This is a genomic window from Paenibacillus sp. FSL L8-0436 (assembly GCF_038593025.1).
GTDB lineage: Bacteria > Bacillota > Bacilli > Paenibacillales > Paenibacillaceae > Paenibacillus_AQ.
Genome location: NZ_CP151955.1, coordinates 2055718 through 2067037, shown reverse-complemented (window position 1 = coordinate 2067037; position 11320 = coordinate 2055718). Strand labels below are relative to the sequence as shown.

The window sequence follows — 11320 nt, the reverse complement described above, 5'->3', positions numbered from 1 at the left end:
TAAAAAAATGAGGACTCAAATTGAGTCCCCTACATTTGTTTCATCTATACGTCTTAGCCATGCATCGAAATAACTTCTGCTGAGGTTCTCCACCCAATGATTACATAATAGATAATCATAACCATAGATCGAATATGGATCACTGTAGAATCTCGGCCGTCCGTTAATATTTCGTTGTTCGATTAAAGATAGGGTAGGGTCGACTTTTTTCAATACAGGATAAGTGATATTAAATGTCCTCTTGGCGTAGTCCAGTCGCTCCAATCGCTCAACTTCGCGCTCTGTTAATAGATCATCTGCAATCAGTCGCTCAAAACTGGATCTGACCAAAGCACCAATTTTTATTTCCTCAGATCCTTTAAAATCAGCAGGTAATTTCTTTACTTTTACTGGCGATTTCGGTAGGCCTACTGGCTGCTTATCATCTGCAAAAAGATTATACATTTGTATACTTCGCATAAACAGCTCCGAAGTATCAGACACAGAATTGGATAAGGCTGTAACCACATTGAAGATTTTCTCCTTGAAGTCTTCATTGCAAAGAAGCTCAAAACGAAAATCTAAACCTTTTGCATGGAACAGCTCCTGGAGTTCGGCTATGTAGAGTTGCAGCGGTTCACGTATTGCACCATATATTTTTGGAGCAGCAAATATAATATTTCCAGCATTCAAATTGAAATACCCATGAATCGCCATAGCAGTGCGAATCATTTTCTTCAGCACTCTGGATATCGTTTCTTCCTTGGAGCCGTAATTCAAGCCATTCTCATGAAAAGCTACATCAATACCATATATGTTTTGAACACCATTCTCCCCTCCAACTTCCATACCCAAAGCATCAATCTCCGCCTGTTGGAGTAGTTGAGAGAATGAACTGTTTTGCTTAAACAAATCAAGGCTGTATTTCTCTTTAAAATATAGGTCTGAATCTTTCATCATACTTTCGACGACAGCTTCGTTATGAATTTCCCACGACTTCACCGATGGCTTCCAGTTCAACTGAACAAGCTGACAATTCTTTGCATGTCTCAGCCATGAGAGCATCAAGGATTCTCCGATTTCTATTTTCATTGAATCAGTCCTCTCTGTTATTTTGATATTAAATTTCTATGGCTGATTCAATTTTTCCAATATACAATGGAGTGTTGCTTGGAATATTAGTACCACCAATTATTTTGATTGGTCCAAGGAGTTGCCCTTCAATTAGTGGTGTTCCCGTAAGAAGCTCAACAAATGTCTGCAAATCTTCATTGTTTTGTTTCGATTTTTTCGAATGTATTCCCGATGGTACGAACTCATGAACAACAAACACTGCCTGAACGCAGTTGTTTATATGGGCTTCTATTAATGTTCCAGCGACAGCATGAAGCAACTGATAACGGATATGTCCAAACTCCTTATCTCCAAAAATAGAAAGACCTAACTGTTTTATTCGTTCTGGTACTTTTGTTCTTGGATTAGTTGAATACCTTTTGATCAGATTAGAGATAACCTCTCCGAATGATTCGTCAGCTTTCGCTTCAATAGAAATTAATATTTTATTATCAGATGTTTTTCCATATACAATCAAATCGTGTTTACGCCCACTGCCGTTGAAGGCGTCCAATTTAGTTTCACACTCTGGTATGGCTAACTCGGCAATAAAACCCTTAATATCTTGATGCGAGTCTAATAACCGTTCCAACTCCTTAGGAACTGTAGGAGCACCTGATTGGGTCCATGCCTTTGCAAGTTCCTTCGCACTTCTACCATCTACCCAATGTGCTTCACCTTTTGCTGGAGGAGCATGTTGAAACCAGTCCGTCAAATTAGAAATATTTAATCCAAGTCGATTTTTTATTTCCATATTGCATCTCCTCAGAACTGCTATGGTTAGGCTAATTTTATGGATCTGTTAAGGTTCAGTTTAATGAGTTCATGCATGAATATGTAACACAAAACTTAAGAATATTCCTACTTATCACAAATTCCAGACTTCAGTAAATGCCACCGATGCATCCTCATCTCGTCCTAATACCATAAGGAGGACAAAATCATCCTCATCCAGTTCCATCTTCCACGCGTTATCACCAAACAATTTTTCACGTATCTGCTTTATTTCTTTGTTATCTTTACTAATAGAAGAAGACCAGCGTTCCACCATCAGTTTCTCCAAAAGCACCGCGTGCACATATACCTCTGCCCCTGCCTGGGTAATATATTTTTCATAATCCGTTACTTCAATGAGATAATTATACTTTTTTAGATTAATGACTTTGTTAGTAATTAATTTATTTTGGATTTCCAGGAACCGCCTTAAATCATATACAACACTCCTTAAGTGCATTTGAAATTTGCGTTCATCCTTTGCTTTGATCCTGTTGTTTGTAGTAACCATAATAAATGCAATAACTGCTCCGATTCCGATGATTACCCACAGCCACATAACCATTCATCCCCTTACTTGTTGTTAATGATATTTCCATTATCCCATTAGAGTCTATTCCTTTGGTTTCAAAAAGCATTCAAGTGAATTGTTTCATTAAACCTACTCAAGGTGGGGTTCCTATTTTATAGCTGATTTGCCCATTAATTTAATCCGTAGTATTTATCCTTTTGCTGAAGCCAGTTAATAATTACACTCTCAAAGGCATCTAATGGCAGCTCACAATAATCTCCGTCATCGGAATATGGATCTATTATTCTCGCTTTTGTTTTGCTTAGCTCAACAACATGATACTTAACAGTAGAAAGGGTTATGTTGGTCACATCATTGCTCAATATTTCGTGAACGGAATCAATGATCCACTTTCCCTTTTCAGTTTTACCTTGAAGATTCGTCCCGATAAAAGCTTCTAACAAATCATAACCTGGTGGTAAAGAAATTACAGGCACTCCATCCATATCTATGAGTTTAAAATGCATAAACTACTCCACCTCTCAACTCTATTGCTAAATCGTTTCATGAAATTAGAAGAGCAGGCTTTAAAGCATTCTTCGAAAGGTGACTACCTTTCCAAGCGCAACCTTATCAACTTCCCAGCCTGCCATTAGCCACGATTTGGCGTGGGATTGACTCAAGGAATTAGCCCACCACGGACGGTGGTTCAATGAGGAGCCTGGCGAGGAAAAACCAAGGATCGCCTCAATTTGTTCTATAGAAAGGACTACTTTGCCATCCAGATGATTTACCAAAAAGTCATGAAGGGAGTGGTACTTGCCGATGCTGCTTTCATTTAGATTGTTCTCCCGAGTGATGGAATTATTTTTTGATTTTGCCTTATCTTCTTTTTTAGGGATCTCTGACGCTACGATAGACGTCAATTCCCTATTTTCTTCAAGTGCATGTGTAATCTTCTGAAGCATATAGCCGATCCCTTTACAGTCACTTAGCGGAAAGATCAGCTGTTGTCCTTGATTGAATATGGCTTTAACGCGTTCTGCATAATGTTTCCCTCCAAGAACGGTAACTTCCTCGTACGCTAACAATCCCTTACTCTTTGCCTGTTCATGTAGTTGATCAAGTAAAATTGTGTCAATGGATGGTTTAACGAATGAAACGTTATAATCCTCTGGGATCAAGTCGCTTGGAAACAGAAATCCGTGCTTGGCAGACAGGATCACCCAGTTATCAAAATAGGTCCTTGCGTATTTTTGACAAGTCACTGCAAAGACTCCCGTATATACATACTGCGCTTCGGTCGCCCCCTGGTTCGGCTGCTTATCCCAGATCTTTGCGGCCCCGCAAGGAATAATACAAAGCGATTTATCTCGATTCACTGGCGAGCACCTCGATTCTGTCAAAATCTTGGTTATTCAATGGTTCTTTATACAACTCGTTCACTTGCCAAAGTCCACTTCTTCTTAATTTTTCATGGGGTGATGACATCCCAAGCCATTGAACAGAAGGAGCGCACTCATCACATAACGACAACGTAGATATGAGCCTGGATTCTAAAGATAAGCGCTCTTGTTTATCTTCTATAGCCAGCACACAAAATGAGAAATGCTTCTGTATATAATCACTGACTCTGTTCTCGATATTTGACTGATAAGCTGGATCTACCAGATGACCATTATTAAGTTTAGCTTCCCGAGTTGTAAAATCGAGTTCCCATACACTTGCGTATGGATCTTTGTCTCGGTTCAACAGGCACCTACCTATGTTTTTGCGAAATATACTTCTATCCTTATTCTCCTGAACAAAATGCTGCTTCAAACGTGACCTAAGTTGATTAGGGCCTGTGTGGGTACCAACTCGAACGATCCGATCTGCGTCATGCCCGTATTCCCCCGTTTCAAAAAGCAAATAGACCCCATTTCTGGGGATCACGTTGTCCTCGAAGGGAAAATGATGCCGAGTCATTTTATTGACGATCCCATGTAATTCACAACAGTGTTGGCTCATACAGATTGGCCCCCTTTAGATCTAGAAAATCATAATATTAAAGTGTTAATAAATGTAATCTTAACACAATAAGATTGCTATTGGTTTATGATATAATGAGCGAAAGGAAGGTGAGCAGAATGTCCATTTCAAAAGAACAATTAGAGCAAAGCTTTCAGGGCAAATCTTACGTAGACCTTAAAGATTTGGTCCAGCTAATCGAAGAAAACTTTGGATTCAACGTTACGCTGCAAAGGAAAGATGAGCGGCCTACATTTACAGATGAACAGAAGAAGCGAATGACCTCAGTGATTTTTAAAGATGAAAATGTTCTGTCCCAACTGAAGCAAGCTCAAAAGGATCGTAAGGATGGAATTTCCACATATAGTGACAGCGAAGAGGAATTTGCACAACTACTGAAAGAGGCTCAGAATGAACTCTGACCGATTCAAGGTTCTCTGGACCACTTACGCAAGGGTAGCTCTTGCCTGAATGAAGGAATATAAAGTAGACGCCAGTGAAATTGAAGCCTATAGTGATAAAACAATATTTGTTAATCTAAACGACAATTTAATCGATAGAAAATATAAAATCGAACTCATCTAGCATCACTTGTCATTGGACCGTGTGCTTTGTAATTAAATAGCTTAAATATATTATGCTCTGGGAATTCTTCTCGCAGTTCCTCCAAAAACGTCACGGGAAAAAGTGGGAACTCTTACATCTGAATTAGATGCTAATATGCACATTATACCAAGCGAGGATTTACGGGAAATCAATTCTGTTGTCCATCGCCCCTCTCGATTTAATGTTCTCATCGCGCGCTTGGTGTCTCCTGCTATCTTATCTCCCTGATACTGAGAGAAACTGTCGCGTATGGTCTGCGATAACAACTCACCTTCATCGTAACGAGTGTTATTATGAATCACATATACAGGAATTTCATATTCTATGAATTTCTTACGGATTTCACGATGTTCTCTGGTTTTTCTCGCCAATCGATCTTCAGACCATACCAAGACAAAATCAAATTTACTCTTTTTGGCATCTTCAAGTAATCGTTTTAATTCAGGGCGTTCATACATCACCTTTTTTCTAGCTGAAACTGCACTGTCTAAATAACTATCTATGAGACTTAATTCATGCTTCTTTACGAACTCTTCACAAGCAGTTTTTTGGGAATCCATCTCCTGTTTATCCGTTGAATGCCTTCCGTAAAATGCACCCTTCATTCCAGGTTTTACAAAGTCGGTTATATTCAAATTTCCACCTCCGTGTATTTACTTTGACCACCATAATTCCACTCGATTCTCATCATTTCAGGAGTTACTGTAATCCCCTTGCTCATGGATATAAGAAACTGGATTAACTCATCTTTCGCAAATTCCGTTAATCTGGATTTAAGAGCAAACTCCGCCGCTTTCAGATGAGGTATGGTAGAGTATCGAACCATTCCCTTAAACCTATCAATCTCACCCTTCATACAACTAATATCCTCCTGTATGAGATCATATCTATTCTTTATATTTTTTAATTCATCCTTATATTTATCCCTGTCGTCCTTCGATTTAGCTTGCATATATTGCTTGGTCTTTGTTATTAATGAATAACCTATAGTCCTCAGCTCGAACTCTAACTGAAACTGTCTATTTTCTAAAACGCTTGTCTTTTCAGCCACATATTTTGGAAACAGTTTTTCTACTTTTATCGGGAGTTCACCTATGAGTAAATCAATGGTTGCTTGTAAATAGCTTCTTTCAACTTCATTCTTTTTAACCTTAAGATCGTGCTTCATACAGACGTAATACCCCTCAACATCCTTATAGTTATATCTCTTTGTTTCCATCATATCTCCACATAATGAACAGAAAACTTTGTCTTTAAGAAGAAATATGACATTATGTTTGGCATTTGTTCGGCCAGTTGAATAGGCTGCGAACTTCTCCTGAATCTTCTTCCATTCTTCATCTTCAAAAATACTCAGGTGAGGAACCGCCGTCTGTATATCCCCATAACTTAGATAACCGTTATAGTACTTATTACCGAACATCCCACGTACCCGAGAATCACTCCATTCATGAGGCACAATACCCTGTGACTTCAGGAACTTCACATAATTAGCAAATGACTTGAAATCTTGTGCGAGAAAAACATCAAACATTTTTCGTATCACTAACACTTCTTTTTCCTCTTTCTTCATTATTCCAGATCCAATATTATCATCTGTCTTAATTAATCTGTAGCCATAAGGTGTTTGACCTCCTGGGTTTCCTCCCTTTTTCGCTTTTGCTCGCTTCCCCGCTTTCGTCCCTTCAACAATATTTTTGCCTACAAGTTCATTTTTCGCGCCAAAGATAGCCTCAATAATTTCACCTTCCTCGGAATAAATCATTGGAGGTTCTGCCTCCCCTGAGAAGATCACATTCGTTTTATGCTTCTTAAAAATATCGTAAATTTCAAGATGCTCGGCCAAATTGCGTGCTAATCGGCAGCGGCTGCTAACAATCACATTTTGCACGATATCTGCCTGGATATCAGACAATAGTCGATGTAACTGTGGTCTCTCGGCAGTGCTATTGCTACGTGTAGAAACTTCAGGATCAAGATACCTCTCATCGATAAATAATTTGTGCTTAAATGCGGTAATTTCTCCTTCCCCAATCTGTGATCTCATCGAGGTTTTTTGGATTTTTTCGTTTATCGAGTGTCTTGCATATAATGCCGTCTTCATTGAAGCTCCTGGTTCTGCTTATTTATTTCCTCATCAACAATTCGCTGAATAACCTCAAGAAACAAAGCGTGATATTGTTTGGCTGCTTCGGGATCATTCACGTATTTTACGGAATGAATTTGGGCATCCTTAATCTCTTGGTACCTTTTTTTCATGGGCTCAATTCCTTTTTAGTATTTTGAATTAAGGAGGCTGTGTAATGCAGGAAATCGGTCAACAAATTCGTCAAATTCGCAATCGGAAAGGCATTAGTCTGAATGCCTATGCAAATGAGCTCGGCGTATCTTCGGGCTATCTTTCAAATTTAGAAACGGGAAAAACCCAAAACATAACCCTTAGTGTTCTAGAGCAATTGCAAAATGACCTTAACCTAATTCCATTTCCAACAGACGATAACGATGAGCTGCGAGTGCGGCTTGATCGCGTATACGAACTTCTTGTGAATTTACAAAACTATAAACCTGATGCCGTTGAATATTTGCTTCGATGTGTCGAAGAAGGGTCCGAGGTCTTTCTGGCTCATTACACCTCCTCGCCTCGGTAATTGGTAATATGTGCTTTGTTAAGAAAAAGTATTCATAAACATGAACAATTATTTACAATCATGAATGACAACAGCTTCATACTCATAAATATGCGTTTACAACCGTGAATAATGATCAAGCAAAAGGGGAGTCTAACCTGCAATAGGTTGGCTCCCCTTTTCGTGCGTTATCAGACCACCAACATGCAAAAAAGGAGAGTCTATCCCACCTCGGGAAGACTCTCTTCTGAATGAACAAAGCTAATTTGATACCCACTTGCTTGTTCCGAGCCAAGGGTCTCTGCCATTAGATGTTCGGCTGCTCTTTCTTTTAGGGTCTTCTCCCAAGAAGCGAAGTGTTCCGCTAACTTCTCTAATGTTTCGGGATGATCGATTTCCTTAAGATTGCCAAAACAAAGCTGCTGCGAAGGAGTGTTGACAGTAAAACGGATCTTCAGGTCCATCGTGCCTTCCCCCTTTAATACAACCTATGTGGCGGATCGGCGAGGACAACCCTATAATCGTAAATCTAATTTTTAGCGCATAGAATAAAGGACCAGCCGCTCAGGAGGATCAGCCAATGAATGTAGAGAGCACCACAAGCCGTTTTGTGGCGATTTATTGCCGCGTATCCACCGATGAGCAAGCCCGTGAGGGTATTTCCCTGGATGAGCAACAGGAGCGCCTTAAAGCCTACTGTAAAGCCATGGGATGGTCAAATGAAGTCCTGTTGTTCATTGACGATGGATACTCCGCAAAAAGCACAGACCGCCCTCAGCTCAAGCGGCTGATGACATACATAGAGAACGGCGAAATCTCAAAGGTTATGGTCACCAAACTGGATCGGATGAGCCGCCGACTGCTCGATTTGCTTACGCTGATCGATATGTTCCAGCAGCATCAAGTCGCGTTCATCTCCATTAGTGAATCATTTGATACGAACACGCCATCAGGCCGTTTAACGCTTCAAGTGCTGGGTGCTGTCGCAGAATTTGAACGTGAACGTATTCGAGAGCGTGTACTGGATAATATGTTCCATGCTGCCAACCAAGGTAAATGGCTGACCCAGAGTCCCTACGGGTACCGCTTGGAAGATAAAGTCCTTATCATCCATGAGCCCGAGGCAAAGATTGTACGACAAATGTATGAACTATACCTCAATCAGGGAATGGGCTTCTTCGCAATTGCCAGACAACTGAACGAAGAAGGCATCCCTTCCAGGCACAACAAAGAATGGTCTATTCGTTCTGTAAAACTGTTGCTTACCAATCCTGTATATAAAGGCACTTTTGTATGGAATCGTGTGGATTCAAGCAAGAAGAAAAGAACCATAAAGGATGATAGGGATTGGATTGTCATTGACGATTGCCTACCCGCTATTATCGACAAGAACACTTGGGAAAGAGTGCAGACCAAAATGAACAGACCAGGCATAGCTCCCCGCGCCCAGACCAGCCCCCATCTTCTCGGCGGCATACTGAAATGTGGAAACTGCGGGTCGGGGATGAGCATTGGCTGGTCAGGGTCACGAGACAGACGTTACCGCGTCTACCGCTGTTCTGCGAATAAGAACAAAGGAACATGTACGAGCAAGCAGTACAAGGCCAACGAAGTGGAGTCCTGGTTTTTGCAGGGGTTAGCAGGTTTGTCAGATTCACTTAGCCTTGAACTGGTCCCTCATCTCGTCGAAAAAGCCCGCAGCAGCATGAGCAGCCGTGGAGATCAACAAATTACGGCTGCTAAAAATCGTTATAAGCGGAAGGTTGAAGCCTATACTGCTGGATTGATCGAGTTGCAGGATTTAAACGAGGAGAAGCAGCGGATGGAGATGGTTATACAGGAGAATCAAAGTTCGAATGAACAGGGAGAGAAAGTACAGGTGGAAGAGCTGAAGGAAGTGCTTGAAAGCAAGATAAAGACGGTTTTGGATGCGATATATGTGCTGCCTGTTGAGGAGGCCAAGGTACTGCTGCGGACGATGGTTTCGAAGGTGACGGTTTTGGGGGCGGGGGAATTGGATATAGAACTTAACATTGAATGAAGTTGGATGAATCAAAATGACCACCAATAGCAGGGATATCATTATAGAATGAAGAAGACAATTAGGAAAACAAAAAAACAAGGAGATGTGTTAATAAAGGTGATAACTACGAGAGCAGCATACTTAAGATACAAAGAGGAAGCAGAGTTCCAATCAGAGGGAACGAAAAAACAATATCGTCCTAAAATTGATAAATTTTCAGCTAATCATTCTGATACTAACGTTGATGAGGCTATATCTGCCGAAATATTTGAATTATTTATTTCAGAGGATAAAACAGAAATAACTCTAGCTGCTCTAGAACATTTTTATCATTTTGTGAATATTCATCTTTTAAAAAAAGACCATTTCCCGCCATTCCCCCTAAACAAATTACTTCTAAAACAAAATTTCCGAAAACAAAATGCAGAGGGGGAAATCGATTCCAACAAAAAGCTATACTTACCTCATGATTTTGATTTCACCGAGTTATTTAATGACAAATGGTATGAACATTTGAAGGATCGGCAGATAATAATTGCATTAAAAGCGTGTATCGCGGTTTGCCTAGGTGCTGCTTTTGATACAAGTGAAATCGAATCGTTAACCATTGGTGATATTGCTGTAAATAATAATCTGGTAAAAGTGAAAAATCCGTATCAAAATTTTAATACACCATGGATTTCCTACAATGAGGAACTTTCTGAAATCATAAATCAATTTTATAAGGTCAGATTAAGTCAAGAACACGAAACAGATCTGTTTTTTGTAAATACTTGGAGTTCAAAAGATACGAGATATATAGAGCCTGATAAAGAAATATGGAAGTTGAAAAAACCAACCTACATCAAAGGTTGGGTTTCATATATCCTCAGTTTTATATCTCATCATCTACAGTTGGAAACACGCTTAACCTTAGTGCGATTAAAGGATAATGCCATTTACCAATATCTCCTTCGGACTAATGGCAGCGGAATAGACAGACTTATTAGAACTTATGGATGGTCATCTTTTGTCATTAAGGCTGTTACAAAATATTATGAAGAAGAAACAACCATCAGTGCAATGACAATGAACTTGGACATAATTCCAAGTCAAGATATTGACGATTCGGAAAATAACTATTTTTTTCAGTTTCCGCAGCGGAAAACGACAACAAAATTTCTAATGCGGAGCACAAATTCATTAAATATTTACTAAACAGACTCAAACGTAATGGAAAGAAAGCCAGAGATTTGAAGAAGCTTTATAATGAAGCATGCCAAATTTGCGGAACACCACTTGTGTTATATGGTTCACTGGAAAGAGGAATAGCATATTCAGAAGCTTGTCACATCATTCCGCATTCCAAAGATTATTTGGATGACTTCCCTAATATGCTTGTTTTATGTCCCAATCATCATACATTATTCGATTTAGGAATCATCACCATTGATCCCTCTGATGATGAACAAAAAAGAGTTCTACATATTGATAAGAATCATCCTCTCCATAATAGCCATTTAGCGTTAGCAAAACATAAATTAGCTACTGAGAGTGTGCAATATCATCACGATTTAGTATTTATGCCTGTATATAATATGATAAATTAAACTCCTCTCATTTTAAGTCAAAGCTCATCTGCAACACTTAATAATACAAAGGATGAACTTCGGTTATCCATTTTGAAGAGAGAAATTG

15 protein-coding genes are annotated in these 11320 nt (G+C 39.6%); 5 read left to right on the top strand and 10 right to left on the bottom strand.

Annotated elements, in window-relative coordinates:
* Positions 1-15: 15 nt before the first annotated feature.
* The 6 genes from NSS79_RS09390 to NSS79_RS09365 form a co-directional block, all read right to left on the bottom strand.
* Entirely contained in the window at positions 16-1071 is a 1056-nt protein-coding gene (locus NSS79_RS09390) for a hypothetical protein (RefSeq protein ID WP_342439140.1), read from the bottom strand.
* 28 nt (positions 1072-1099) lie between these two features.
* Positions 1100-1846, bottom strand: coding sequence for a hypothetical protein (locus tag NSS79_RS09385; protein ID WP_342439139.1), 747 nt, complete (start codon positions 1844-1846; stop codon positions 1100-1102).
* 114 nt (positions 1847-1960) lie between these two features.
* Positions 1961-2425 (bottom strand): hypothetical protein, encoded by a 465-nt coding sequence (locus tag NSS79_RS09380; protein ID WP_342439138.1) that lies wholly within the window; start codon positions 2423-2425, stop codon positions 1961-1963.
* Positions 2426-2568: 143 nt separating this feature from the next.
* Positions 2569-2904: a hypothetical protein gene (locus tag NSS79_RS09375; RefSeq protein ID WP_342439137.1), complete on the bottom strand. Its 336-nt coding sequence runs from the start codon at positions 2902-2904 to the stop codon at positions 2569-2571.
* A gap of 60 nt (positions 2905-2964) precedes the next feature.
* Positions 2965-3759, bottom strand: a complete 795-nt coding sequence (locus NSS79_RS09370) for a DUF6884 domain-containing protein (protein WP_342439136.1) — start codon at positions 3757-3759, stop codon at positions 2965-2967.
* Positions 3746-4387: a hypothetical protein gene (locus NSS79_RS09365; RefSeq protein WP_342439135.1), complete on the bottom strand. Its 642-nt coding sequence runs from the start codon at positions 4385-4387 to the stop codon at positions 3746-3748. The genes NSS79_RS09370 and NSS79_RS09365 overlap by 14 nt, the downstream gene beginning before the upstream one ends.
* Positions 4388-4506: 119 nt before the next feature.
* Between NSS79_RS09365 and NSS79_RS09360 the strand changes: the two genes are divergently transcribed.
* Positions 4507-4809 carry a hypothetical protein gene (locus tag NSS79_RS09360; RefSeq protein WP_342439134.1) on the top strand — a complete coding sequence of 101 codons (303 nt, stop codon included), beginning with the start codon at positions 4507-4509 and terminating at the stop codon, positions 4807-4809.
* 213 nt (positions 4810-5022) lie between these two features.
* On the opposite strand, the gene NSS79_RS09355 is transcribed toward NSS79_RS09360, so the two are convergent.
* From NSS79_RS09355 to NSS79_RS09345, 3 genes are read right to left on the bottom strand one after another with little or no spacing between them, the layout of a single operon-like run.
* Positions 5023-5628 carry a recombinase family protein gene (locus NSS79_RS09355; RefSeq protein ID WP_342439133.1) on the bottom strand — a complete coding sequence of 202 codons (606 nt, stop codon included), beginning with the start codon at positions 5626-5628 and terminating at the stop codon, positions 5023-5025.
* Positions 5625-7097: a recombinase family protein gene (locus tag NSS79_RS09350; protein WP_342439132.1), complete on the bottom strand. Its 1473-nt coding sequence runs from the start codon at positions 7095-7097 to the stop codon at positions 5625-5627. Before NSS79_RS09350 ends, NSS79_RS09355 begins: the two co-directional genes overlap by 4 nt.
* Positions 7094-7252 (bottom strand): hypothetical protein, encoded by a 159-nt coding sequence (locus NSS79_RS09345; protein WP_342439131.1) that lies wholly within the window; start codon positions 7250-7252, stop codon positions 7094-7096. Before NSS79_RS09345 ends, NSS79_RS09350 begins: the two co-directional genes overlap by 4 nt.
* 44 nt (positions 7253-7296) lie before the next feature.
* Here NSS79_RS09345 and NSS79_RS09340 point away from each other — a divergent pair, with 44 nt between their 5' ends.
* The gene (locus NSS79_RS09340) at positions 7297-7641 is read left to right on the top strand and encodes a helix-turn-helix domain-containing protein (RefSeq protein WP_342439130.1); all 345 of its coding nucleotides are present in this window, start codon (positions 7297-7299) and stop codon (positions 7639-7641) included.
* A gap of 200 nt (positions 7642-7841) precedes the next feature.
* Here NSS79_RS09340 and NSS79_RS09335 read toward each other — a convergent pair whose 3' ends face one another.
* Positions 7842-8084 (bottom strand): hypothetical protein, encoded by a 243-nt coding sequence (locus NSS79_RS09335; RefSeq protein ID WP_342439129.1) that lies wholly within the window; start codon positions 8082-8084, stop codon positions 7842-7844.
* Positions 8085-8200: 116 nt separating this feature from the next.
* Here NSS79_RS09335 and NSS79_RS09330 point away from each other — a divergent pair, with 116 nt between their 5' ends.
* From NSS79_RS09330 to NSS79_RS09320, 3 genes are read left to right on the top strand one after another with little or no spacing between them, the layout of a single operon-like run.
* Positions 8201-9661, top strand: coding sequence for a recombinase family protein (locus NSS79_RS09330; RefSeq protein WP_342439128.1), 1461 nt, complete (start codon positions 8201-8203; stop codon positions 9659-9661).
* Between the two features lie 48 nt (positions 9662-9709).
* Positions 9710-10840, top strand: a complete 1131-nt coding sequence (locus NSS79_RS09325; RefSeq protein WP_342439127.1) for a hypothetical protein — start codon at positions 9710-9712, stop codon at positions 10838-10840.
* Between the two features lie 35 nt (positions 10841-10875).
* Positions 10876-11232, top strand: a complete 357-nt coding sequence (locus NSS79_RS09320) for an HNH endonuclease (RefSeq protein ID WP_342439126.1) — start codon at positions 10876-10878, stop codon at positions 11230-11232.
* Positions 11233-11320 lie beyond the last annotated feature (88 nt).